The organism is Neisseria sp. 83E34 (assembly GCF_001308015.1).
Lineage (GTDB): Bacteria > Pseudomonadota > Gammaproteobacteria > Burkholderiales > Neisseriaceae > Neisseria.
Window position 1 is genome coordinate 19,970 of record NZ_LGYH01000009.1, and the last position, 25,185, is coordinate 45,154.

The 25,185-nt window shown below is 52.0% G+C and carries 27 protein-coding genes; 3 read left to right on the forward strand and 24 right to left on the reverse strand.

Features of this window, described 5'->3' with window-relative positions; translation table 11 throughout:
* Window positions 1–49: 49 nt before the first annotated feature.
* The 24 genes from AKG09_RS09445 to AKG09_RS09560 form a co-directional block, all read right to left on the reverse strand.
* Complete coding sequence (locus AKG09_RS09445; protein ID WP_054619199.1) at window positions 50–616, reverse strand: hypothetical protein; 567 nt, start codon at window positions 614–616, stop codon at window positions 50–52.
* Between the two features lie 9 nt (window positions 617–625).
* Window positions 626–2,557 (reverse strand): ATP-binding cassette domain-containing protein, encoded by a 1,932-nt coding sequence (locus tag AKG09_RS09450; RefSeq protein ID WP_054619200.1) that lies wholly within the window; start codon window positions 2,555–2,557, stop codon window positions 626–628.
* 88 nt (window positions 2,558–2,645) lie between these two features.
* Complete coding sequence (locus AKG09_RS09455; protein ID WP_054619201.1) at window positions 2,646–3,854, reverse strand: beta-ketoacyl-ACP synthase; 1,209 nt, start codon at window positions 3,852–3,854, stop codon at window positions 2,646–2,648.
* Window positions 3,855–3,857: 3 nt separating this feature from the next.
* The gene (locus AKG09_RS09460) at window positions 3,858–4,415 is read right to left on the reverse strand and encodes a hypothetical protein (protein WP_231623926.1); all 558 of its coding nucleotides are present in this window, start codon (window positions 4,413–4,415) and stop codon (window positions 3,858–3,860) included.
* Window positions 4,375–5,613: an NAD(P)/FAD-dependent oxidoreductase gene (locus AKG09_RS09465; protein WP_054619202.1), complete on the reverse strand. Its 1,239-nt coding sequence runs from the start codon at window positions 5,611–5,613 to the stop codon at window positions 4,375–4,377. Before AKG09_RS09465 ends, AKG09_RS09460 begins: the two co-directional genes overlap by 41 nt.
* A gap of 266 nt (window positions 5,614–5,879) precedes the next feature.
* Window positions 5,880–8,273: an MMPL family transporter gene (locus AKG09_RS09470; protein ID WP_054619203.1), complete on the reverse strand. Its 2,394-nt coding sequence runs from the start codon at window positions 8,271–8,273 to the stop codon at window positions 5,880–5,882.
* 117 nt (window positions 8,274–8,390) lie between these two features.
* Window positions 8,391–8,693 (reverse strand): chorismate mutase, encoded by a 303-nt coding sequence (locus AKG09_RS09475; RefSeq protein ID WP_054619204.1) that lies wholly within the window; start codon window positions 8,691–8,693, stop codon window positions 8,391–8,393.
* 35 nt (window positions 8,694–8,728) lie between these two features.
* Window positions 8,729–9,721: a BtrH N-terminal domain-containing protein gene (locus AKG09_RS09480; RefSeq protein WP_054619205.1), complete on the reverse strand. Its 993-nt coding sequence runs from the start codon at window positions 9,719–9,721 to the stop codon at window positions 8,729–8,731.
* Entirely contained in the window at window positions 9,714–10,166 is a 453-nt protein-coding gene (locus tag AKG09_RS09485; RefSeq protein WP_054619206.1) for a hypothetical protein, read from the reverse strand. The genes AKG09_RS09480 and AKG09_RS09485 overlap by 8 nt, the downstream gene beginning before the upstream one ends.
* 9 nt (window positions 10,167–10,175) lie before the next feature.
* Window positions 10,176–11,339: a beta-ketoacyl-ACP synthase III gene (locus tag AKG09_RS09490; protein ID WP_054619207.1), complete on the reverse strand. Its 1,164-nt coding sequence runs from the start codon at window positions 11,337–11,339 to the stop codon at window positions 10,176–10,178.
* Window positions 11,340–11,397: 58 nt separating this feature from the next.
* Entirely contained in the window at window positions 11,398–12,306 is a 909-nt protein-coding gene (locus AKG09_RS09495; RefSeq protein ID WP_054619208.1) for a hypothetical protein, read from the reverse strand.
* Window positions 12,307–12,494: 188 nt separating this feature from the next.
* The gene (locus tag AKG09_RS09500; RefSeq protein WP_054619209.1) at window positions 12,495–13,088 is read right to left on the reverse strand and encodes an outer membrane lipoprotein carrier protein LolA; all 594 of its coding nucleotides are present in this window, start codon (window positions 13,086–13,088) and stop codon (window positions 12,495–12,497) included.
* A 16-nt stretch (window positions 13,089–13,104) separates the two neighbouring features.
* On the reverse strand, window positions 13,105–13,836 hold the full coding sequence (locus AKG09_RS09505) for a nitroreductase family protein (RefSeq protein WP_197272143.1): 732 nt from the start codon (window positions 13,834–13,836) through the stop codon (window positions 13,105–13,107).
* A 28-nt stretch (window positions 13,837–13,864) separates the two neighbouring features.
* Window positions 13,865–14,302, reverse strand: a complete 438-nt coding sequence (locus AKG09_RS09510; protein WP_054619211.1) for a thioesterase family protein — start codon at window positions 14,300–14,302, stop codon at window positions 13,865–13,867.
* Complete coding sequence (locus tag AKG09_RS09515) at window positions 14,295–15,236, reverse strand: glycosyl transferase family 2 (protein ID WP_054619212.1); 942 nt, start codon at window positions 15,234–15,236, stop codon at window positions 14,295–14,297. Before AKG09_RS09515 ends, AKG09_RS09510 begins: the two co-directional genes overlap by 8 nt.
* A 139-nt stretch (window positions 15,237–15,375) precedes the next feature.
* Window positions 15,376–16,098 carry a glycosyltransferase family 2 protein gene (locus AKG09_RS09520; protein WP_054619213.1) on the reverse strand — a complete coding sequence of 241 codons (723 nt, stop codon included), beginning with the start codon at window positions 16,096–16,098 and terminating at the stop codon, window positions 15,376–15,378.
* A gap of 237 nt (window positions 16,099–16,335) precedes the next feature.
* Window positions 16,336–18,054 (reverse strand): AMP-binding protein, encoded by a 1,719-nt coding sequence (locus tag AKG09_RS09525; RefSeq protein WP_054619214.1) that lies wholly within the window; start codon window positions 18,052–18,054, stop codon window positions 16,336–16,338.
* Between the two features lie 12 nt (window positions 18,055–18,066).
* Window positions 18,067–18,549 carry an SHOCT domain-containing protein gene (locus AKG09_RS09530; protein ID WP_054619215.1) on the reverse strand — a complete coding sequence of 161 codons (483 nt, stop codon included), beginning with the start codon at window positions 18,547–18,549 and terminating at the stop codon, window positions 18,067–18,069.
* Between the two features lie 81 nt (window positions 18,550–18,630).
* Window positions 18,631–19,617, reverse strand: coding sequence for a Fic family protein (locus tag AKG09_RS09535; RefSeq protein WP_054619216.1), 987 nt, complete (start codon window positions 19,615–19,617; stop codon window positions 18,631–18,633).
* Between the two features lie 179 nt (window positions 19,618–19,796).
* Window positions 19,797–20,336 (reverse strand): septation protein IspZ, encoded by a 540-nt coding sequence (locus tag AKG09_RS09540; protein ID WP_054619262.1) that lies wholly within the window; start codon window positions 20,334–20,336, stop codon window positions 19,797–19,799.
* Window positions 20,337–20,489: 153 nt separating this feature from the next.
* The gene (locus tag AKG09_RS09545) at window positions 20,490–20,735 is read right to left on the reverse strand and encodes an acyl carrier protein (protein ID WP_054619217.1); all 246 of its coding nucleotides are present in this window, start codon (window positions 20,733–20,735) and stop codon (window positions 20,490–20,492) included.
* A gap of 10 nt (window positions 20,736–20,745) precedes the next feature.
* A complete protein-coding gene (locus AKG09_RS09550; RefSeq protein WP_054619218.1) occupies window positions 20,746–21,003 on the reverse strand; it encodes a phosphopantetheine-binding protein in 258 nt (85 codons plus the stop codon).
* Window positions 21,000–21,758: a 1-acyl-sn-glycerol-3-phosphate acyltransferase gene (locus AKG09_RS09555; protein ID WP_054619219.1), complete on the reverse strand. Its 759-nt coding sequence runs from the start codon at window positions 21,756–21,758 to the stop codon at window positions 21,000–21,002. The genes AKG09_RS09550 and AKG09_RS09555 overlap by 4 nt, the downstream gene beginning before the upstream one ends.
* A complete protein-coding gene (locus tag AKG09_RS09560) occupies window positions 21,755–22,501 on the reverse strand; it encodes a beta-ketoacyl synthase chain length factor (RefSeq protein ID WP_082391933.1) in 747 nt (248 codons plus the stop codon). The genes AKG09_RS09555 and AKG09_RS09560 overlap by 4 nt, the downstream gene beginning before the upstream one ends.
* Window positions 22,502–22,623: 122 nt before the next feature.
* Here AKG09_RS09560 and AKG09_RS09565 point away from each other — a divergent pair, with 122 nt between their 5' ends.
* The 3 genes from AKG09_RS09565 to AKG09_RS09575 all read left to right on the forward strand — a co-directional run bounded on the left by AKG09_RS09565 (window position 22,624) and on the right by AKG09_RS09575 (window position 25,141).
* Window positions 22,624–23,112, forward strand: a complete 489-nt coding sequence (locus tag AKG09_RS09565; protein WP_054619221.1) for a hypothetical protein — start codon at window positions 22,624–22,626, stop codon at window positions 23,110–23,112.
* A gap of 77 nt (window positions 23,113–23,189) precedes the next feature.
* The gene (fabG, locus tag AKG09_RS09570; protein ID WP_054619222.1) at window positions 23,190–23,918 is read left to right on the forward strand and encodes a 3-oxoacyl-ACP reductase FabG; all 729 of its coding nucleotides are present in this window, start codon (window positions 23,190–23,192) and stop codon (window positions 23,916–23,918) included.
* On the forward strand, window positions 23,912–25,141 hold the full coding sequence (locus AKG09_RS09575) for a beta-ketoacyl-ACP synthase (RefSeq protein ID WP_054619223.1): 1,230 nt from the start codon (window positions 23,912–23,914) through the stop codon (window positions 25,139–25,141). Before fabG ends, AKG09_RS09575 begins: the two co-directional genes overlap by 7 nt.
* The last annotated feature ends 44 nt before the right edge of the window (window positions 25,142–25,185 follow it).

The following is a 25,185-nucleotide window of genomic DNA, read 5'->3' on the forward strand; positions in this document are numbered from 1 at the left end:
TTATTTTCAGACAGGCATATTTCATATATCGTGAAATGCTGCAACAGTATTACATACGCCCCAACTCACGCTGTAAAGCTTGGATATTCTGCTGGCGGTCAAGCACATGGCTTTGCAAACTGCTGATTTGCTGCTGGTTGATTGTGCCGTTTTTCACGGCGCGCGCGCGTATCAAATCCGCCTGCGCCTGTGCCAAAGCTTTGCGCTCGTTATGAAGCTCCTGCTCCAAAATAGAACGCCTGCCGCTATTTCCGCCGGGTTTTGGTGAAGTAGAAACGACTGCCGGCGTATTCATCGCTTGCGGCGCTTTATAAGCAGCCTGCTGGATACCCGGCTGCCGCACCGGCAGCTGCGCTTTGGCTACGGTGCGTTTGGCCTGCTGAGCGGACGGCTGATTCGCCGCCGGTGCGGCCGGTGCGCTATAAACCAGTTTCGGTGCGGCCGAGGTGTAATGGCCGATTGCCGGCAAATCCGCCTTGCCGCGGCTGCGGCATTCAGGGCTCGGTTTATCGGTGTAAACACCGTTGCATTCGTAAATCGGGCCCGCCTGAACTTGCGCAGCCCAAGCAACTGTTAAGCCCAACATCAAAGCTGAATGTTTAAAAAACGTCTTCATTTTCCCTACTTACTCATGTGATTGTTCGTTGAATGCGGCTTCGATTTCTTGATTAATCTGCTCCAATTCTTCCTGCCACACCAACCAATTTTCTTCCAATTCGGATAATTTTACTTTGACCGCCGCCAAGTCGGTAAGTGTTTGTTGGAGTTTTACTTTATTTTCCTCTAAATAGGCATCTTCGTGTGCCAAAAATGCTTCAAATTCTGCCTGTTGCGTGCCTAATCCGGCCATCTCTTTTTCGGCTTTATCGATTTTTTGCTGTATCGGTTTGCTGCGTTTGGCTTTTTCCTGCCTGATTTGCGCTTCAAGGCGCTTGGTATCCTTGCGACTCTGGGTTTGCGCTGATGCGGCTGGTGCGGCAGCGGCATTTTCCTGTGCCAAACGCCACTGGCGGTAGTCTTCCAAATCGCCGTCGAAGTTTTTCAGACGGCCTTTATCAATCAACAGGAAGCTGTCGGTGGTGGCTTCCAGCAGGCTGCGGTCGTGCGATACGACGATCAATGCGCCCTGAAAACTCTGCAACGCCACGGTAAGCGCGTGGCGCATATCCAAATCGAGGTGGTTGGTCGGTTCGTCGAGCAGCAGCAGATTAGGCTTTTGCCACACAATCATCGCCAATGCCAGCCGCGCTTTTTCGCCACCGGAAAAGGGCTCGATTTTCTGCAAAGCCATATCGCCGACGAAGTTGAATCCGCCGAGGAAATTGCGGATTTCCTGCTCGCGCACATCGGGCGAAAGCTGCTGGATGTGCCAAACGGGGCTTTGGTCGTCGCGCAGGGTATCGAGCTGGTGTTGGGCAAAATAGCCGATATTGAGTTTTTCGGATTTCACCATCTGGCCGGACAACAATGCCAATTCTCCCGCCAAGGCTTTGATAAAGGTGGATTTACCGCTGCCGTTTACGCCCAGCAAACCGTAACGTGCGCCGCTTTCCAAAGATAATGTGATGTCGTGCAGCACCACCGTATCGCCGTAGCCTAAATCGGCTTTATCCAGTTTTAGCAATGGGTTAGGCAAATGTGTAGGCGTTTCAAATTCAAATGAAAATTCGCTGTCGAGATGCGCGGGGGCGATGCGTTCCAGTTTGGCCAATGCTTTCATGCGGCTTTGCGCTTGCGTGGCTTTGGTGGCTTTGGCTTTGAAGCGGTCGATAAATGATTGCAAATGCTTGATCTGCGCTTGCTGTTTCACATACGCAGCTTGTTGTTGAGCCAGACGCTGGGCACGTTCGGTTTGATAGAAATCGTAGTTGCCGCCGTATTGGGTGAGTTTTTGATTCGCTAATTCAACGGTTTGCGTGGTAGTCGCGTTAAGGAAATCACGGTCGTGCGAAATGATGATTTGCGTGCATGGCAGGCCGGCGAGGTGGTTTTCCAACCACAGTACGGTTTCCAGATCCAAATGGTTGGTCGGTTCGTCGAGCAGCAGCAAATCGGCACGACACATCAGAGCTTGTGCCAGATTCAGACGCATACGCCAGCCGCCGGAAAAGGCCTTCACTGGTTTGCCGTGTTCTTCCTGTGAAAAACCCAGACCGCTTAATAATTTGGCGGCACGGGCCGGTGCGGTGTAAGCGTCGATTTCTTCAAGCTTAGCGTGCCATTCGGCGATTTTGAGGCCGTCGTTTTGTGCTTCGGTTTGCTGAAGGCCTGTCTGAAAATCTTGCAGCTCTTTATCGCCCTGCAAAACATAATCCAAAGCCGAAGTATCCAATGCTGGCGTTTCTTGCGCTACCGCGGCCATTTTCCAATGTTTGGGAATCAGCACATCACCCGCATCCTGCGTGATTTCGCCTTTGATCAGTGCAAACAGGCTCGATTTGCCGGTACCGTTTTTGCCGATTAAGCCGACGCGTTGGTTGGGGTTGACGGTGAGATTGGCCTGGTTGAGCAGCACTTTTAAGCCGCGTTGGAGGGTGAGGTTTTTAAGTTCGATCATTGGCGTTAACTTGCAAGGCGAAAGGGCGTTATTTTACCTGATTTAAAGCATCATGCCTGTCTGAAATATTTTCAGACAGGCATATCGGTTATTCGCCAATCACAAGCACGGTATTGCTGCCGCCAAACGCAAACGACGAGCTGGCGCCTATCCTGCGCTCATGCGGCCAGCGGCTTTCTGCATGCGTTAAACCGATTCGGGGCAAGGCTTCGTCTGCGATGCCGTCCCATTGTTGCGGCGGCAAACGGCCTGCGGGATTGCTGTTTCGGCTGATCATACCCCACAAAAACGCAGCTTCAATCGCACCCGCCGCGCCTAAAGTATGGCCGGTGGCAGGTTTGGTTGAAGTGCACGGCGTGTTGGTGCCGAACACTTCTGCCACGGCAATGCTTTCCATGCTGTCGTTGTGCTGCGTGCCGGTGCCGTGCAGATTAATCCAGCCTACTTCTTCCGCAGCCACGCCCGCATGTTTCAAAGCGGCTTCAAAAGCTTGAATCGCACCCAATCCGTCCGGCCGCGGCGACGACATATGGTAAGCGTCACTGCTCGCGCCATAACCGAGTAAAGGCAGGCTTTCGCAAAAACCGGCTTCACGCGTCATCACGAAAGCTGCGGCAGCTTCGCCGATATTGATGCCGTTTCGGTTGGCGGAAAACGGGTTGGCCAAACCGTTGGACAACACTTCCAGCGAGGCAAAGCCATTGATGGTTAACGGGGAAAGCGTATCCACGCCGCCGCAGATCACGGCATCGCACAAGCCGGCGCGCAGCAGGCGGGCGGCGCTGATTAAAGCGCGCGAACCGGAAGTGCAGGCAGTGGACACCACATAATTCAGGTTGTTTAAGCCGTAAGCCTCGGCCACAAATTCGGCAGGCTCACCCATGAGCTGCTGCGCCTGCTTGAAAGTGAGCGTTTTCCAGTCCGCCCCCTTTGCCGCTTGTTCAAACATGCCGATATTTTCGTCCACACCGCTGGTGGATGTGCCCATCACCACTGCTATCCTATCCGCGCCGAAACGCGCTTTGGCGGCTTCTATCTGCGGTTCGATTTGCGCCAATGCATGCCATAAAAGCCGGTTGGTTCGGCTTCGCAAGGTTTTAGACAGGCATTCATTAAAGGCGCGCAGCTCGGTATTTACCGCGCCGAAAGCAAAGTTTTTGCCTTTAACCCATTCTTGTGAAAAGGTCAGCGGCGAAGTATCTGAAGGGTTGAGCAAAGCATCGATATGCGCTTGCAGGCCGTCGCCCAATGCACTGGTTAACGCGGGTGCAGACAAATAAACCGGTGTGGTATTCATAGATTATTCTCTAATCGGAAACAGCGACCATTGCGTTTGGTCGGGAAAATTAATCAACCAACCCCGGTCTGTGGTTACGGTGCACCATAATGTTTTTGCGCGTTGGCTGAAACATTCGCCGCTGGTAATGGCTTGGCGCTGCAACTGGGAGTAAACCGCTGCGTCATTATTCGAAAACAGCGGCAGCATGGCGCTAAACAGGCGTCGGGAAGCGGCATTCGGCATCACAAACCCATCATTATGCCAGCCTTTTTTACTCAAAACCTGCCGTGCAATCGGCGCGCCCAGCGGATTGGTTTGCACAAAACGCACCTCTTCGCCGCTTTGCTCAACCGCCAGCAGGCTGGTTTGAATCATGTTGCCGGAAGCATCGCGCTGCTCCACTTGAAACCAGGCGCTGTTATTGTGAACCTGCGGCACTTGCGCAGGCTTGGGCAAGCCCGAAGTACAGGCGGCAAGCAGCAAAGCGGAGCATAAAAGAACACTGTATTTTTTCATTTCCATCACTTTCAGACAGGCATCAAACCAACGGCACATTGCCCACCACAGCAGCCAACGCATCCAGCCGCTTGGCATGTTTTTCAACAAACGGGTTTTTCGTATCCCACGCGTAACCTGCCAAAACTGAGGCAATCATGCGGTTGATTTCGGGGCTGCGGTCGGCGGCATAAATGGCATTTTGGAAACGCGCGTCATACCAGCCGTTAACATAAGTGCGGAAGGTATCCACGCCCTGCATCAGCGTATCGGCGTATTCGCTCTGCCAATCCACAGCCTCGCCGTTAAACTGTTTGGCAAGCAGATCCGCAGCCAGCTTAGCCGAATGCATGGCAATGGTTACGCCGGAAGAAAATACCGGGTCGAGAAACTCCGAAGCATTGCCGAGCAAAGCAAAATGCTTGCCGTATAAAGTTTTCACATTGGCCGAATAACCTTGAATGCTGCGGAACGGAAATTCGTTTTCCCATTGTGCATCCGCCAGAATTTCCGCCAGCAGCGGGCATTCGAGGGCAAATTTTTTCAACACGGTTTCCGAATCACCGGCCAACTTATCCGGTGTGCCGACCACGCCGATGGAGCAATGGTTGTCGGCAAACGGAATCGTCCACAGCCACACGTCGCGGTGCTGCGGGTGGGTGGTAATCAGGATTTTTTCGCGGTCGAATTTAGGGCTGGAAATATTGTCTTGGATGTGGGTAAAGTGCGCGATGCGCGGCGGCAGGTCGGAAGGGGTTTCCAAATCCAACAAACGCGGCAGCACACGGCCGTAGCCGCTGGCATCCAACACAAATTTCGCGCTTAATTCATACTCCTCGCCCGTGTCGGTTTCCACTTTCAGACAGGCATCATCCGCCCGCTCTTCAAACGCGGTAACGCCATGCCCGAAGCGCACTTCCACGCCCTGCTTAGCCGCTTCATCTATCAAAATCTTGTCAAATAAAGCGCGGCGCACTTGAAATGTGGTGCCCGGCCCGGCGGAAAACTTATCGGTAAAGTCAAAATAAGTGTAGCGGCTGCCCCAAGTGAAGGCCGCGCCGTTTTTAAACTGAAACGAAGGCTCCGCTTCCACCGCCTCCAAAAAACCTGCTTCTTCAATCATTTCCATGCAGTGCGGCAGCAAGCTCTCGCCTATTACGAAGCGCGGAAAATGCTGCTTTTCCAACACACACACTTTGAACCCTTTTTTATTCAGCAGCGCAGAAGCGATCGAGCCCGAAGGTCCGGCGCCGATGATGGCAACGTCGAATTGATGAGTCATTTTTTGCTTTCTTCAATTTAAATACTGATTCCATATTGGCTGTGTGCAACAGCCATTATCTTAAATTCTGCTCAACACAATGTTGTAACCAAGCTGTGCCGCCATAAAATTTAATATTTCAGACAGGCATTTGGGCTGTGTCCATAAAACTTAAAATCAACACTCTTCGGGCATCCGAACGTTTGACCTGTGCGGCTTTTCCCTCTGATGCCGCCAAACGGCGCGAGATTTTAAGGGGGATAAAGCCGACACAACGATTATGTTCTTTACCCTTCTTCCTTCAACAACCAGGCCGACAGCCACAAATTCAACACCACGCCCACTGCCACCGTGATGCCGAACGCAGCCACGGCCGGCGTGCTGCTCATTCCGAGCAGGATAAAGGAAATACCAGTGGTCAACGCAGCCAGCAACATGCCGCCGAGGCGGGCCGGTGCGGTATGTTTGGCGGTAACGGCATACACCGTGTAATCCACACCGATGGCCGACACCAGCAGCAAGCCGAACATGGCAAACAGGCTCACCGGAACACCGATCCAACCCAATACAGCCACAGTGCCCACCGCAGCCGCCAGAGGCACGGCCAAAATTTTGATGCCGCGCCGCATACCGAACATATACCACAACAAAACCAGTGCCAACGCATAAGACGCCAGCTTCAGCCAAGCGGTATGGTTGCGGGTTTCTTGAAACAATTGGTTCAAATGCGCGCGCTTATCCGCCCAATGTACGCCCGCCAAGCCTTGAATGCCTGTCTGAACGGCTGCCGCATCGGCCAAACCGTTTAAACGGATCACCGAAGCAAACCTGCCCGGCGCCGCTTCGCCCAAATACAAGGGCCGCCATGCCTCTGCCATTTCGAATTTCAAACCTTCCGACAAAGTCAGCGCCGGAGCGCCGGCAGCTTCATTCAAAGCATCGCGCATGGTGTTGCGCGGCACGCCGATTTCACGCATGGCCTGCCAGGCATCAGGCAGCCTCGCCAACTCGCGCAGGCGGTTTTGCAGCTTTTTCTGTTCGGATACAGGCAGCAACCATTGGTCGAGCGACTGGATTCCCACCAGCTTCTGCTGCGCAATCAAAGGCCGCAGCAAGCGGTGTACTTCCGCGTTTTTGCGCAGCAGCGCATCTTCGCTTTCCGCTTCCACCACCAGATATTGCCCGCTGAAATCAGTGCCTGACAGTTTGCCGATCTGCTGCGCTTCGGCCAACAACTCCGGCGGCGTATTGACCCATTGGCGGATATCGTCGCGCCAGTCGTTGCGCCACAATCCCACAGCCAGAAAAATACCGCCTAAAATCCACCAGCCGCGGCGGTGCAGGCGCAGTTTCACCTTGTCAGACACCACATACAAACGCGCCATCCAACCCGCAAACGGCACACTCTTAGCCTGATAACGCGCAAACACGGCCGGCAGCCACAACACGGTCGCGCCAAATGCGCCCAGCAAAGCAAAGCCGGAAAACACCGCCGTTTGGCGCAGCACGGGCAGCGGCGTAAACCATAAAAAAGCATAGCCCAAAACCGTAATCAGCAGGCTGACGGCAAAAGTCGGCATCACATGGCGCATAGCAGGCTTAGCCTCCCACGAAAGGCTGTCTGAAAGCGCGGCATATTTGCCTTCATAGCGGCGGAACACCGAAGGCGCCAGCCAATGCAGCGGGAAATCCACCAACACGCCAACCAAGCTCGTGCCGATCACAATCGTCAGAATATGCACTTGGCCAAACACCAGCAACGCGGCGGCCAAGCCCGTAAGCATTCCGGCTGCCAGCGGCAAAGCCAACCAGAATACGCGCGCGGAACGGAACACCCACAAGAGCAGTGCAAACGTAAGCAGCAAGCCGGTTGCGCTCATCATGCGGCTTTCCCGCTGCGCCTGCGCTTTTGCCGCCGCCGCAAACACCGCCCCGCCCGCACTCAGCGTTTCCGCACCGTTTGCCGCCGCCAGCTCGCGGCTTTTTTGCAAAAGCGGCAGCAGCTCATCGCTGCCGTTGGCGATATTATTGGCGCCGGGCAGCTTGCCGCGCAGCCATACCCAGGTTTTGCCGCTTTCATCTTCGGTAAACAACATGCCGTTATCGGCATTCCACTGCAAACGGCTTTGCGGGCGGGCACGCTCGGATACAAAGCGGCCGACGCCCAACCAATCCTGATCCAACGGCAAGGGCGACGGCGCGGCAAACGGGTTTACCGCCGCTTCCGCGCGCTCCTGAAAATATTTCGCCGGCTGCTCAAACAGCAATTGCCGCTGCTCAAACGGCATCACAGCCACGCCCAAACGCCGGATATCTTCGCGCACCCGCTCCAAATCGGGAGAAATGCTGCTGTCCACTCCGGCAAACACACCGCTCTGCTGCCACAGCTTAGCAATCTCCATGCCTGTCTGAAAAGCTTTTTCCGCATCGCGGCTGCCTGCCAGCAAAACCACTTGCGCATTCACTTGTTTTTCATTTTCGGCATCGGCAACCTGAAGCAAAACATCCGGCTGCCGCTCTTGCGGCAACAGTGCGGTCAAATCGGTTTGCAGCCAGCTTTTGGCGGCAAAGTTATAAATCAGAAAAGCGGAAACCAGCAGGATCAAGGCCGTGTAAAGCCTTTGCGGCGTAATGTTCAGACAGCCTCGTTTAAGATGTTTGAATATAGAAGTGCGCATCATAATCCGTCCGGATAGGGGTTTCTGAAATGTTTATGGTCTGATTTACCTAAAAAACCGATTACTTGTTATGTTCCTGCCGCCTCTAAACATTTCTTCTAATACATATCATGCAATAATTTAATCGGGCGACGATCCGGCTTTATTAAATTCAATTTCCAAATTAATAAAAGCATCTATCATCGCGCGCCAAACTGCCTCCGCAACCTCGGGGGCCAATCCTTCGGAAACTGCTTGGATACGGCGCGCTTCAATAACTTGTGCAACACGCTCCGGAGCAGCAACGGCCCGAGCATCGTTATGCGGTTTTAAACGCCCTGCTTGCTCCACCAATTTTTGCCGTCGGGCCAGCAATTGAATAATTTCTCTATCCAGATCGTCAATCACTTGACGGACTTCGTTCAAGGTTTCCGGCATAGTCATAATAGTTTCCTTATCACATTTTCTAATTATTTTATTCAACGCAAACTCCGCCACAAAGCTTCTTCCTGATCGGCAATCCCGCGCAAAAAGTCGGCAATCTCACTGCAGCCCTGCTCGGTCGGCTTTTTACACTGGCGCACGCACATGCTGGCAAACTGACGCCAATTGTCGCCGATGGCGGTCATTTGCTGCGAAGCGGCCTGCAAGGCGGGATTACGGCAGATTTCGGCAGCCTGCTCGAGAAAATAAGCATAAAGGTAGCGGAAGCCCGCGCCGCCGGTGCCGATTTCTTCCTGCATACGCACGATATGGCCGAGGTAAAGTTTCTGGTATTTGGCACTCTTGCCGCTCTTGGGCAGGGCTTCTATTTTTTTAGCCAGTGTACGTATGCCTTTCACGCCCACAAAAAACACGGGCGCCAGCATTTGCTTGGCATTTTTCCTGATGCCTGTCTGAATTTTTTCAGACAGGCATTCGTTAATCCGCTTATTGGAAGCCCGGGTATCAATGTAATACATCCGGCCTTTTGCCGCCAGCGCGCCTTTGGCAAAGCGGGCCCGCTGCAAATCTTCCGCAGCGCAACGCTGCACACTCTCAAATACCGGATCGCTCACCAAATAATCGCCGCCCTCTTTGCCGTACACCAGCAAATTGTGTGCGTTGAAATGAAAGCGCATTTCCGGCGGGAAATAAGGCAGCCAAAACACAGAAGTCTGCAAGCCGACCAGTTTGCCTTGCTTCACGGCAGCATCCAGCGCCGCTTGCCCGGCTTCGGGCGATGAAAATTTCTGCAGCTTGAGCTTGATACCCAACACCTTGCATATGTTACGGATGATGCCCCTCGGCGCAATCCGGTAGGAAATCAGCGGCATGCCGGCAAGTTTCACGATCGGCATATAGATAAAGGTCAGCCCGTGCGCCAGCCCGAACACCATCGCTTCATTCAAATCGCAGCCGTGGTGTTTGAGTAAGGTGGACATCACGCCGCTTTCGCAATGGGCGGTGTGCTGATGGGAAAATTCAGTCATGATTGTTTCTATTGTGTCTATCGCTTGGTTTGTTTTTCAGACAGGCATTGCTATCGAAGGGCCGGCGCAAATCATCTATGCCTATCTGAAACGCTTGTGCATATTTTTCTAACGTTTTTAGCGGCAGCTTGGCAAATATCTCGGGGCGGAAATGGCGGCGCACCTGCCAGCGCCACAAGCCTGTTACCTGCGCTAAACTGGCTTCGTCGTGACGGTAGCGGTACATATAATAATAAAGCGGCGAGCGTTCGCCATTCAGCACCGCCCGCCGCGCCTGTTCGGTTTGCTCATCCAAGTCAGCCACTGCCTGCTCGGTTGCATAGGCTTCATCCTGCCAACCCGTGCTGGTGGCGGCTTCATAGTGCCCGTTTCGCGTACCGTAGATGACTTTGCGGTGGCCGTGGTAGGTTTTGCTGTCGTCTTGCGGAATGTCGTCTATCTTCATCGTGATTCCTTAAATTTTTACCGCTTCCAGCAGCATAAAACAGGAAGAAAACCGCCCGCTTTCCGGCACGAAACACAATACCTTTTGCCCGTGCACTACATCAAACGTGCGCATGAATTCTTCAAGGATAATGTAAATCGAAGCCGAACCCGTGTTACCTTTATCGGGCAGGTTGGTAAACCATTTTTCCTGCGCAATGGGGAAGCCCGCTTTCTCCAGCCCTGCCGCCACTTTGTCTCGGAAAAAGCACGAAGAATAATGCGGCAGAAACCAATCAATCTCATCGGCGGCCAGCCCGTATTTTTCCGTAATGCGCGCAACCGGCTTTTCTACTGTGTAATGGACGATATTGTCGTTTAAGAGTTTCACATCCTGCTTCACCGCCATCATGCTATGCGCTTCGCAGTAAGCCGCATCAAATGTTTTGAAACCCCTGAACTCGCCGTTGACCAGCTCCGCACCGGCATACATACAGACAGGCATTTCATGTGCATAGGAAACCAGCTCGATAAAGCGGATTTTAAAGCTCAAGCCTTGCGGGTTGGGGCGACTGCTCAAATAAGCCGCGCCTGCACCGTCGGAAAGCATCCAGCGCAGAAAGTCTTTTTCAAACCCGATTTCCGGCTTGGCATGTTCCAACACTTTTTGCGCCACCTCGCTTTTGAACACGTCACCGCGCATAATGGCCGAAGCCGCTTCCGAAGCAGCCGCCACCGCATGTCGGTGTTCGCCTGTGCGCACACTGTTATAAGCATATTTCATCGCCGCCATACCTGCCGCGCATACGCCCGCCGTGGTCACCACTTCATAAGCAGGCGCGCCTTCGAGCAAACCGTGCAGCATCACACCCTGCCCCGGCATAATCTGGTCGGGATAAGAAGTCCCGCAGGTCAGGCAGCTGATTTCGTGTTTGTCCACACCCTGCTCAAACAGGCGCTTCACCGCTTCGGCAGCAAGCTCCGTACCGCTATGGGTAGCGCGGCCGGTTGCCGGGTCTATCGCATAATAACGGCTCTCAATGCCGTTAGAGCGCAAAATCATTTTGCGTACGCGCGAGGGCAACTCGCCTGCCATACCCAACACCGCTTCCATTTCGTCGTTAGACACAGGCGCATTGGGCAGAAAAGCCGATACCCGGTTGAGATAGACATCCAGTAATTGTTGGTTTTCCATTTAATTCAGTTGATTCACTATTATTTATTTTGAGCCGCAAACAATTTTCAGACAGGCATCATTCCCCTGAAGGCCGGCTGAAATAAGCCCGCTCCCTGGCCAACTTCTCCCGCATCAACGGCGCCAGCAGGCGCTTCAAGATTGCGCTAAGCGGCACCACCGTTAAAATCATGCCAATCAGAAACACGATGTAAAACGCCAACACGGCATAGCGCGCCCGCCCCGACACGCGCCCCACAGCCATCACAAGCTTGCCCCAAATAAAAAAGCTGCGTTTGGCCACTTTTTCGCTCATCATTAGCTTTTCGTCCACCTTTACCGCGCCCATGCCGCGGAACAACCCGCTGTCTAAGGTTTCATCACTTTGCAAAGCCTCCGCCAAACGGTGTCCGAAACGCGCTGCATCCTGCAATTCGGCTTGCTCGATACCCGCCGACGGCAACCATGTAAAGAACTGTTTTTTACCGCTCAACATCCAAGCAGGCGTGGTAATAAAACTGGCGGCACTGCCGCATGCGTCGATTTTTACAATATTGCCCACCAGTTTCGCTCCTGCATCTGCCAGCAGCTTTTTCACTGTTTCCTGCGCCATCAGCCACATATTGCGGCAGCCGATCAGGGTAATCACCGGCGTGTCGCGCAAAACGGCTTTTGCAGCGGGATGTTGTAAAAAAGCGGTAATCGGCTGCGCCGGCGACAAAAACCACACGGTATAAGCCAACACCACCGCATCATAACGACTGTGTGAAAACTCAGGCGCGGCAATCGGCTGAGGCTTCAAATGAACAGTTTCAGGAAATGTGTTGAAAAAACGCCAAAACGGCCATGGGAAAGGATAAGGCTTATCAGGCTGAATTGCCAGCATATCCACCGCCACACCGGCTTGCTGCAAGGGCTTGGCAAAATTTGCCGCCAATTCGCCCAGCTGGCCGGTTTGCGAGTAATACACCACTAAAACATTTTTCACAATTCCCCCGAAGCAGATAAAGTAACTTGGCAAAGTTTAACAAAGCAGTATCTTTTATAGCAATGTAAAAAACACTTTCCTCACCCGGTGCTTTGGTAAAGAAGCTTGCTTTCGCAGCCCTTACAAAAACCCGTTTCCTCGCAGAAACGGGTTTTCAGACAGGCATCGTATCCTTATGCCACTAACGATCACAAAGCCTGCTTGGCAAACGCATCCAGCTCCTTGCCTGTCTGAATTTGGTTAAACTGCATCACAGTTCGATCGCCCTGTTTTTCATTTAATTCAATGCGGCGTACAACAGTGTCGCCGCTGATGTCGATATGGTTGAAAACCTGCTTCATTAAAGATGTTTTAGGGTTTAAGCGCAGCGTCCATTTTTGCTGCGTGCCGGAAAGTTGCAGATTGAATTGCTTTTCCAAGCCTTGCGTGTTGCCGCCCAGCAGATCGAGAAACAGGCGGATTTGTTGCGCTTGGCCACTCATTTTGCTTGGGTTTGCAGTAGTCCACTGCTGGCCGTTCCATTGCATGATGCCGTCGGCACGCACGCGCAGGCGGTTGTCGAACGGTTTCTGCATGTGCCACAGCAGGCCGTTTTTCGGCACCAGCACAAACTGGCCGCTGGTTACCATCGGTTTATTGAGCGATTTGAGATAACGCTGCTGCGTAAACGCGCCCTGCACGTTATTCGGCTTTTGCAGGGTTTGGGAAAGCTCGGCGGTCGAAAACGCCCAAAGCAGCGGGCTAAACAGGGTAAACGCAGAAGCAAGTATCAGCTTTTTCATCACTTTCCTTATCAAATCAAATTTCGCGGTAAATATCTTCAAACGGCAGGCGGAAGCGTTCGCCCCAGATGCCTTTACCTTCTTTGCGGATGCCGCAGGCCACAATCATATTGATTTCCGCACCACGCGGCAACTTGAGAATCCGTTTCACCATGCGGCTATCCAAGCCTTCCAGCGGGCAAGTATCATAGCCTTGCTCAGCCATCGCCAACATAAACGTTTGCGCCGCCAAACCGCAACTTTTATGAACCACTACACGCATATCCGCTTCGGAAACCTCCATCACAATCGGGCGAAACAGGCCGATACCGTAAACAATCATTTTGCGCAAGGCGCCGATCAGGCCGAAAAAGCGTGCATAAACAAACGGCATCAGCTTGCCGTAATAGCCTTCCCATTTTTTCAAACGGCCCGGCACTTTTTCAGGCGGGCTGTTGCGGCTCAGGTTGCCGCGCTCAAAATCCAGCATCGTTCGCGCGCGTTCGCGGTATAAATCCTGACGGGTCACAAACACCACCATTTGCGTTGCCGTGGTTGCCGCACTTTGGCTCAAACAGGCAATCGCAAGCTGTTGCAGCGTTGCCGGATCGGTAATATGGTAAAACTCATAAAGCTGCATATTGGAGCTGCTCGGTGCGAGCTGCGCCAGCCGCAGGCATTCGCGCACTTTTTCACTCTCTAATTTTTTATCCGCATCATAATGCCGCACGGAACGGCGGTGGTTCAACATATCGGCAAGCATCATCATGATTCCCTTACATGACAAACACACCTCATTAGGCTGCCTGAAAGCTATGATGTTCCCCAACGGCTTTCAGCCAGCTATCCGGCGTTTGAAACTGCATTTCACCGCTTTCAAGCGACACGGCCACTTGAGTGGTGCTGGCTTTGGTTAACTTCTTACCGCTTTCTGCATCCACAATCGTATAATCAATGCGCAGGCAGCTTTCGATTTCCACCACCGCCAAATCCACCCGCACTTTCTGGCCGAACACGGCAGGCTTCACATACTTCAGATTAAGCTGCACCACCGGCCAGCTGAAACCCTGCCGCTTCATCTCATTGTAATCATAGGAAATTTCATTTAAAAACGCACACCGCGCCACTTCCAAATATTTCACATAATGCCCGTGCCAAACAATATGCATGGCATCAACATCAAAAAACGGCACTTCTATTTCCACGCTGTGGCGGCAGTAAACATGCTTAGCCATGAGATTCGTCTTTCCAGAAATCGTAAAAATTAAACCATTGCAAAGGGTTTTGCGCACATTCTTGCGCCAGCGCAGCGGCAAACTGCTGCGCAGCGGCGGCAACTTCTTCATTGCGTTTGCCGCGTTTCCAATCCGTCGTATCCAAAAAGCGGCGCAGTTTCAAATGGTAGCGCCCGTTTTGCTTGATGCAGAATAAGGTGTTGACACGCGTTTTCAACAAAGCCGCCAGTAGCCACGCACCTTGCGGCATATCGGCTTGCGCGCCCAAAAAATCCACCGCCACCGTTTTTTCACCACGCACCGGCACACGGTCTGCCGCAATCGCCAACCATTCGCCCGCATCAATACGTTTATTCAGCTCCATCATCAGCGAAGCATCCAAATCCGTTACCTGAATCAGCTGGATTTTATCTGCGCCCGCCTTATTCAAAGCCTCGTTGAACGCCTGCGCATGGCGGCTGTGTACCAACACATTGAGCCGGAAGCCTTGATGATGCGACACCAGCGCGCGGCACACTTCTACATTACCAAAATGCGAACACACGAAAATCTGCCCGCGCTGGTTACGGTTGCCGATTTCGGCATACACGTCGTCGGGATCTTCCAACACCAAATCTTCATAACGGATTTTGCGCTGCCACACGGCAAAGCGGTCGCACACCGCCTCGCCAAACGCCACAAACTGCTTGAATACCGGCCAAGTTTCAGGCAGCGCGGTTTGCGGGAAAGCCGCCTGCAAACGCGCCTGATAGCGGGCAATATTGCGCCGCTGCTTGGGCGCGGTCAAATAAAAATACAGCACCACAAACCAGATGCACGGCTTCATCAGGAACGCAGGCAGATATTTCACCATCAATGTGGTGATACCCAAAAACAGGCGGTTACCGCGTTCGTTTTGAGCGGCCCAATGTTCGGAATTTCGGGTGTCGGTCATGTTTTTCAGACAGGCATTTCAATCAATTAATGAACCAATCGGTTCGTTATACTTAAGCCAAGCTTGGATATGATGCTGAACAAATGGTTAAATTCTCAGCACACTTTCAGACAGGCATACTATCGGCAATAACAGATTATCATTTTTTCCATTGCCCGCTCAAACGCTTATACACCATCTCGCAAAACAGCCTTGCGTGCATTTTGCTGATCAGCACATTATCGTCAAACGCGCGGAAATGCGACACACCGCCGGCTTCGTATTTCACCGGCGTTTTAATCCACACCGGCTTCACACCGCGCCAATACAGACGGATTAAGATTTCCGTATCGAAATCCATACGGTCGCCAACATGTTCTTCACGCACTACCGCCAGCGCGGGTGCAAGCGGATAAAGGCGGAAGCCGCACATACCGTCTTTTATATCGGTGGAAAACGTATGCACCATATTCCAAAAATCGGTGATTTTACGCCCGTACAGCCGCGATTTCGGCGCATCGCTGCCGTATTGCGGCCAGCCGCACACCACGGCTTCGGGGTTTGCCTGCGCTGCTTCCAACATCTTGGCCGTATCGTCCAAACAATGCTGCGCATCGGCATCCACTTGTAAAACATGGGTATAGCCCTGCTCTTCGGCATATTTCAACCCGGCTTTCACCGCCGCGCCTTTGCCGCCGTTGACAATGCGGTACACAACATCAATGCGGCTCTGCTCCGCCAAAGCTTCTAATATCGGTTTGCAGTCCTCCCGCGAACCGTCGTCCACAATCAGCACATCCAACCCAAACCCGCGCATGGCTTGGGCAACTTGGGTAATGGTGGTCGGGTGGTTGTAGTGGGGGATTAGGGCTAGGGTTTTCATAAACAGTAAGGTAGCACTATATGCATTAGTTAATCGATTTGAAAAAATGCAGGTGTTTTTTCAGACAGGCATAGTCTGCAATATCAATGCCTGTCTGAAAATCGGCATGACTTAATGCGCTTGCATTAAAAGCCGTTCAAGCCGCATTTTAGTACATTTGTCGGATTCAAGAATCCGACCTACACCCGCCGAAACTCAATACACTCGGGTCAAACCCGAGCATGACAATCTTGTTTTTCAGACGGCCTCAAACACCCCGAACGCAATCCGCCCCGAAGCGCATACCGCTTCATGATTTTCCAGCTTAAACGTCAGCTTGTTTTTATCCGCATCATATTTCAGCTCTGCAAACACTTCATGATGCGGGCGCAGGAATTGCTGGTATTTCAGGTTTTCCACCCGCACAACGCTTTGCCGCCCCCAGTCGAACCGTTCGGCCAAATCGCGCACCCATTGCAGCTCGATCACGCCGGGCACCAGCGGGAAATTGGCGAAGTGTCCGCCGAAATACACCAAATCGAGCGGCACACGGCCTTGGAAGCGGTGTGTTTCTGCGTTTTCAGACAGGCATGGCTGCCATTGCGGTGCGGTTTGCGCTTCGGTAAAGGCCGTCTGAAAATCTGCGGCGGTGATTTTGGATTGGGCGTTGCGCGGCAAGGCATCGGTGAAACGCCAATAGCGCGGCAAGGCCACCGTGTCTTGCGTGGCGGCGAGGTGTTTTTTCAGCGCCGCCGCCACAGCCGCCCGCCCCTGCTCCTGCAAGGCTTGGATGCCGTCTGAATTCAACGCCGCCCACACGGCGGGGCGTTTGTGCTGCGGGTGCTGGGCGCAATAGGCATCGGCAATCCATTCATGCGCCAGCAGGTCGTGTTCGATTTGGTTTAGTGACACGCGTTTGTCCTCAAATTTGATAATCCGGTCTTTCCGGCCAAGCAGTAAAAAGCCTTCGGGCTGCATTTCCACCATATCGGCGGTTTGAAAGCGGCCGTTGGTCCACGGCGATTGCGCCCATAACGCGCCGTCTTCATCCTGCCCGATTTCCACGGCGGCAAAGGGCTGCCATTCGCGGCGGTGCCGGCGCGACGCAATCACGCCGGTTTCGGTACTGCCGTAAATCTCAAAAGGCCGCACGGCGTGCTTTTCCAGCAAATCGGCTGTCGTTTCCGGCAACGCGCCGCCCGCCGACACAATCCCCGCCACTTTGCCGCCCACCGCCTGCCAGTTGCGCGCTTCGCCCAAACGGTTCAACACCGCCGGGCTGGCAATCCACACCGATTGCGCGTGCGCCGAAGTGGCGGCCAACAAGGTTTCGGGATACACATTTTGCAGGCGGTCCATCGTCCAACCCATAGTGAGCGCGAGTGCGAAGCGGAAGGTAAAACCATACATATGCTGCGGGCTGACGCTGCCGATTACGGTTAAACCCTCCTGCCGAAACGGCACGACTTCCGCCAAAGCCAAAGCCTCCGCCTCCATCTGCCCCGCCGTTTTCACCACCACCTGCGCGCCGCCGGTCGAGCCGGACGTTTTCAGACAGGCCTCGGCATCTGCGGGAATCAACAGATTTTCCGGCATCGCGATTTCAGACGGCATATCGCTTAACACAGCGGGAATATTGTAAACCTTATCTTCTGCACAAAGGCCGTCTGAAAACGCTTTTTCATGCGGCGCATCCGTCAGCCACACATCCGCCGTATTGCCCCAATCCACATTATCCTGCGCCAAATTCGGCGGCAACAACACCCGCACCCCCGCATGCCACGCCGCCAGCACCGCACAGGCAAAAAACGCGGCATCTTCAAACCACAAAGCTGCGGTTTGCACGTTTTGCGTTTTCAGACGGCCTGAAAGGTAGATAACGGCACGGTTAAAATCGGCGCGCGTCCAATCAGGGTTGGTGGCGATTAGGGTGGTTTGCGGGAGGGTTGGGGATAGTGTCTGGGTAAGATTATTCATAATATTATTTTGTTAATGACCTAATATTTTTGCTTTTTCTTTATTAAATTCCTGCTCAGAAAGCACACCTTGATCTAATAATTGTTTCAAATTTATCAATTTTTTATATTTGCCATCATCAAAATTATCATTATCTATCGATTTTTCTACACATATAAAAATAATTTCAATTCTAGGCCAATTGCCAAACATATGAGGAGGTACAGAAGTTCGCTCTCTTATGGCCTTCATTTGCTTATTTTCCTTGTTACAAAACTCATTCGCTCTTCTTTCTGCACTACTTCGTATCGCAGAAGAAGGGGTCGCTCCTGTCGCTCCTTGATGGAAAATTCTATATTCTTGGGCATTATTTTCATTGATACCAACAATACTTTCTTTACCTTTATATATCAGTGCCGTATCAAATCTAGAAACGCCTGTTTCAACAGGCTGAATTGCAGATACAGTTGTGCAACCGGCCAAAATAAAAACTAATAACATATTAAGTTTGTACATAATTTTTTCCCATTTGTGTTTTATTACAGCTAAAAAATAACATCTAATTAACGATTAGCGAAGAAAGTTTCCAAGTAATTTTTACTTCAAAGGCTTTGCCAAACGGTAAACCCTACCTTTGCCCGTTCCCACCGCTTCCAGCAACCCGGCTTCGGTCAACTCCGCCAGATATTTTCTGACGGTCGCCGCTGATTTTCCGGTCAGTTGCTGCGCCCTGCTGTTGGAAATTTCAGCGTTTTCCTCAAGGTAGCGTCGTATCGGCAGATAGGCTTGGCGGGCTTTCTCGCTGATTTGGGTATTTGCAACATCATTCGTTGCATCAAGTGCGTAAACTTTCAAGGTTTGAAGCAACATATCGAGCATAAACTCAACAAATACGGTTGAATTGTTGGCTTTATCAGCCTCGGTCAAAACACGGTAATAGCCCTGCTGATTGCCGTACACCATCGTTTCTACGGGTATCCACGCAAATAAGGGATTCCAGCTGCTCAACATCACGCTCTGCCACAATCTGCCCATGCGGCCGTTACCGTCTTCAAACGGGTGGATCATTTCGATTTCATAATGCACGACTGCACTTTTTACCAACATGGGCGTATCGTCGGTTTCTGCCCATGCAAACAGTTTTTCCATCAAATCGGGTACAAACTGCGGTCGTGCGCCCATGTGCAGCAATGTGCCGTCGGCAGCAAAAATACCGACATCTTTATGGCGGAAACCACCGGCCTGGCGAACAATGCCTTCGGTCAGCAAACCGTGTGCTTTAAGAAAATCGCCGATTCTGTATGGGTTGAAATTCAGGATTTCTTCATACGCATCGTAGGCATTTTTCACTTCTTGAATTTCTTTCGGATTACCCAACACCCGTTTGCCGTTGATGATGTCGGTTACTTGTTCTATGGTTAAAGAATTGTTTTCAATGGCTAAAGACGATTGAATCGAGCGGATGCGGTTTTCTTTACGCAAATACAGGTTGCGTTCGTATTGAAATTGCAAGCGGCCTATGATGTGTGAAATTTCTACGATCAGATTAAGAATGTGGTTGGTAATACTGAAAGGCGGCTTCATTGCGGTGTTTCCTGAATGTTCAGACGGCACAAATTGGAATATTGAATTATACCGCTTATTTTATCGCTCGTTATACCGCTTATTTTATCGCTTATCTCTTCCTATTTGCCCTCATCGCAAGAGGCCGTCTGAAAAGCCGGCCTGTTTGTTAGCGCGTACTTTTTAATTTTCAGACGGCCTCAAACCTTCAACACCACTTTCCGGTAAATCCACTCTCCCGCAAACAACGTGCCCATCAACACATAAGAAATAATGCCCGTATAAAGCGCCCACCAATCATGCCTGTCTGAAAAGGCCAGCAGCGCGGAGGTGGCGGCGTTGAAGATAAAAAAGCCGCACCAGATTTGGGTTACCCGTCGGGTATAGCGTACACCTTCGGGCGGGAGGTCTGGGTCTTGCAGGCGGGCGAGGCGTTCGATCAGGGTTTGTTTGGCAAACAGGCTGGCGCCGAACACGGCAAGCATCAGTAAGTTCACGGCCACGGGATACCAATACATGGAATCAGGCCGTCTGAAAAGAATGACTGCGCCAAAAAAAGTAGCAAGCAGTAGCGACACGGCCTGTTGCGCGCGGGTTTTCTGTATCGCGGCGCGTATCAGCCATAAAGCGCACATGGCGGCGGCAAGCCAGAAAAAGGCACCGTGTTCGCGGCCGTAATACCACAGTAAGGGATAGGCGATGCTGAGTATGACAAGAAAAACTTGGCCGATGATTTTCATAATAGCTTTGGAATGAATATTGTTGAACGGTATGGGCAAAACAAGTTTTCAAACGGCCTCTTTCCTTCAAGGCCGTCTGAAAATTAATCCGAACATAGCAAAACGGCGGGCAAGCATGCCCGCCCTTCGGCTCAAGGATAGATTCAATGTTGCTTATTCGGCATCAATTTTTAAGACGGCCTGCACCACATCATCTACGGTGCGCACGTTGCGGAAGTCTTCGGCTTTGAGCTTACGGCCGGTTTCGCGCTTGATGTGATCGATTAAATCGATGGCGTCGATGCTGTCGATTTCCAAATCTTCATAAAGATTGGTTTCCGGCTTGATGCGCTCAGGCTCGATTTCGAACAGATTGACCAAAGCGTCAGTCAGAATCTGGCGGATTTCTTGTTCGGTCATCATTCACTCCTTATGCTTGGCGGCTGCGGATGAAGTCGGCCAATGTGGCTACGCTGGCAAAGTGGTCGCGCAGATTGTCTTTTTCCCCGTCGAGCTGGAAACCGAAGGTTTTTTGTACGGCCAAGCCCAATTCCAAAGCATCTACCGAATCCAAGCCCAAGCCTTCATCACCAAACAGCGGGGCATCGGTTTCAATATCTTCGACGGTAATGTCTTCCAAACCCAAGCTGTCGATGATCATTTGTTTGATTTGTGTTTCTAAGTTCATGTTGTTTCTCGTGTGAAATAGTCTTGCAAATAAGAGTTTAAACGTCGAGCGGCAATGGGCAGCGGCTTTTCTGCCAACCAATCTTGCGGATTGATGTCTTCGCCGACCGTAATTTCGTAATGTATGGTGCGGGGTGGGATTTTATACCATGGCTGGCCTTTTTTGAAATTCGGCGGATCCATTTTGATGCACACGGGCGTAATCACTTCGGCACTTCTCAAACCGATAGATACTGCGCCGCGGTGCAGCTTGATTTGCCCGTCCCAACCCGTGCGTGTTCCTTCAGGGAAAATCAGCAGACTTTGCCCGCTTTTAAACACGGCATCCACTTCTTCCATCATTTCCATTGATTCATCGTTCGGAATATAACCCGTGGCGAGAATCTGACTTTTCATGGAAGGGTTTTTAAGCAGGTCTTTTTTAACGATGCAATTCATCTGCGGCACATGCCCGATCAGCAACACCACATCCAATAGCGAAGGGTGATTGGCCAGTACCAACTGGCCGGGTTTGCCCAGCTTTTCCAAGCCGTTGAAGCGTACGCTCAACACGCCCGACCAAATCAGATAGCCGACAAACCATTTCCATACCCTGCCAATCAATCGTCGGGCTTGTATTTGGCGGGGAATATCGTTTTTTGTGCTTTTTAATGTATAAGGCAGCAAAACGATTTTAAACAGCACGCCCACCACACCAAACAATACAAAGCCGAATAATGTTGCAAAAAAGCGGCGGTAGTAATTCAATGACTTCATAAAGCTTTCTGCCACAGCCAGCGGCGTTTGCCATAATATCTGGTTTCTTCATGCCTGTCTGAAAGCATGAAGCGTATCCAATCAAGCGCGCCCCAATAGGGTGAGTTTTTTTCGGCATCTTTGCAGCAAGACAAAGCTAAATGGTATTGCCGGCCCGGCTGCAATACCATTGCAAGCGCATAAGGCATGGGCGCACGTTCGGCTTCGAGCGCGTATTCTTCCGACAAAGGGTCGTCTGCAACCACCAACAACACTTGTTCCGCACCTTCCTGCATCAACGCACAAGCTTCTGCCAAAGCCGTTTCCAAACCATCGCTGCCCACCGCCAAAGCGGTGTTCTCACGCATATCTTTACGCAACATAGACCATTGCCCAACTTGCGCATTATGCACAGACAGGCCGAAAGACGTGGGTGATACGGTGTGTGTTTTCATCAATTCAAGCCACAGCTCGAAGCTGCGGTTTAATTCGCCGTCATGCGAGGCAAACACCAAAATGCTTTCAGGATGTTTTTCTGCAAGATTCCACGCCGCATCACACACCAGCCGCGCCGCCTTGCCCAACCGCCGCCGCTGCATAGCGGGCAAAAAAGCCAGCTCAGGTTTATAATCAGGCTGGCTTTCAACAAAAGCTGTGTCCGCCGACCATTGCTGCCAAGCGTCAAGCCCTGCCAAACGGCTTGAAGAAGCCTGCCATTCGACAATATCAAAAGAAAATCTGCAATGGGAAGATGCGGTCATCATGCGTTTAATCTGGTCGGTAAATGCTGTTATTTTAACCTAAGGTTTTAACAAAAAACAGCAATGCAATATAATTGGCACATTATTATTGACACCGGCTTATATATTAACAGCCCACACCGTTCATGAATGCTCCGCTCACCTGCCCCATCACATCCGTTGCACCGCTTTTACCACACAGTGGCCATATGGTTCTGCTCGACTGCATTACCGATTACGGTTCCGGCCATCTTTCTGCTACCACCAAAATAGGTGAAAACCATATTCTCTTAAAAAATAACCACCTACCTTGTTTTACCGGCATAGAGATTATGGCGCAAGGCATAGGCGCGCTGATGGGCTGTCATGCCGCCAACGCGGGCGAACCAATTAAACTGGGCTTTTTACTCGGCACCCGCAAGCTGAATTTATTTGCCGACAATATTCCGATTGGTACTGAATTGCTGGTGAAAGTTCAGGAATCTGTAATGGATTCAACCGGTTTCGGCGTGTTTGACTGCACGCTTCACTGGACTGACGCTCCTGAACATGAAAAAAGCAAGCTGCCGGCCGACGGCTTGTTGGCGCAAGCTGCTCTGAATGTTTACAGCCCGAAAGAAGTGCAAACTGCTTGAACGGAATGTCGTTTTTTTCAGACAGGCAGAGTGTCTATCAACTCGCCTGAATCAAATTTTAAGTTAAGGAAAACGTAATGATCGAAACCATTTTAATCACCGGCTCCAACCGAGGCATCGGTAAAGCAGTTGCCTTGGGCTTGGCTGAAGACGGCTATGACATCGTTGTTCATTGCCGCAGCCGCCGCGAAGAAGCGGAAGCCGTGGCCGAATCCGTACGCGCTTTGGGCAGGCAGGCCAGAGTATTGCAGTTTGACGTTTCCAACCGAAGCCAATGCCGCGAAGTGCTCACCGCCGATATCGAAGCGCATGGTGCTTATTACGGCGTGGTGCTGAATGCCGGCTTAACGCGCGACAACGCTTTTCCGGCTTTTGAAGACGAAGATTGGGATCAGGTGCTGCGCACCAATTTGGATGGTTTCTATAATGTGCTGCATCCGCTCGTCATGCCCATGATACGCCGCCGCAAAGCGGGGCGTATTGTATGCATGGCTTCCGTGTCCGGTATCACAGGTAACCGCGGCCAAGTCAATTACAGCGCCTCCAAAGCCGGCATTATCGGTGCGGCCAAAGCTCTCGCGGTGGAGCTCGCCAAGCGGAAAATCACGGTCAATTGTGTGGCTCCCGGCCTGATTGATACGGAAATTGTGGATGAAAACGTGCCGGTGGAGGAGATTTTAAAAGCCGTGCCTGCCGCGCGCATGGGTTCGCCGGAAGAAGTGGCGCACGCCGTTCGTTTTTTGATGGACGAGAAAGCAGCGTATATCACGCGGCAGGTTATTGCGGTAAACGGAGGTTTGTGTTGAGACGGGTTGTCGTTACAGGCATCGGCGGAATTACCGCATTCGGACGCGATTGGGAAAGCATTCAGACAGGCTTTCTAAAAGGTAAAAACGCCGTAAAAAGCATGGATTGGTCGGAGCAGTTTCCCGAATTGGAAGCACGCTTGGGTGCGGTAGTGGAAAACTACCAACCGCCCGCCCACTGGACGCGCAAACAGCTGCGCAGCATGGGGCGGGGGACGCAAATGGCTGTTGATGCCGCCGAACAGGCGTTGGCCGATGCAGGGCTTTTGGGCGATGAACGTATTAAAGACGGCCGCATGGGCGTAGCCGCCGGCTCTTCCGTGGGTAGCACCAAAGACACCGGCGTGATGGGCGATTTGGTGTTGCACGGCAACTCGCGCAACTTCAACGCCAACACTTATGTGCGCATGATGCCGCACACCGTTCCTGCCAACGTCGGCATTTTTTTCGGGCTTACCGGGCGCATCATTCCAACCTCCAGCGCCTGTTCGTCCGGCAGCCAGGGCATTGGTTATTCTTACGAAGCCATTAAATACGGTTTGATAGACATGATGCTGGGGGGCGGCAGTGAAGAGTTCTGCCCTTCGGAAGTTTATGTGTTCGACTCGCTCTATGCCGCCAGCCGCCGCAATCACGAACCCGAGCGTACCCCGCGTCCTTACGATAAAGACCGCGACGGTTTGGTTATTGGCGAGGGCGCAGGTTTTTTGGTGCTGGAGGAATTGGAATGCGCGCGCGCGCGCGGCGCCAAAATCTATGCCGAAATCGTGGGCTATGGTGCCAACAGCGACGGCAGCCACGTTACCCAGCCGCAAAAAGCCACCATGCAACGCTGCATGGAGATGGCTTTGAAAGACGCCGGCATCTCACCAAACCAAATCGGCTATGTTAACGGGCACGGCACAGCCACTGAAAAAGGCGACATCGCCGAAACCTTAGCAACAGAAGCCGTGTTCGGCCATGTGCCCATGAGTTCGCAAAAAAGCTATTTCGGCCACACGCTCGGCGCATGCGGCTCATTGGAATCTTGGTTTTCTATTGAAATGATGAACAGCGGCTGGTTCGCTCCTACCATCAATCTGGATAATATCGACCCGCTTTGCGGCAAGGTGGATTATATCCGCGGCGAAGGGCGGGAAATCCAAACCGATTATGTGATGAACAACAACTTCGCTTTCGGCGGTGTGAACACTTCGCTGATATTCAAACGCTGGCAGGAATAACAAGCCTTATGGCTATCAATGCCTGTCTGAAAAATGTTTTCAGA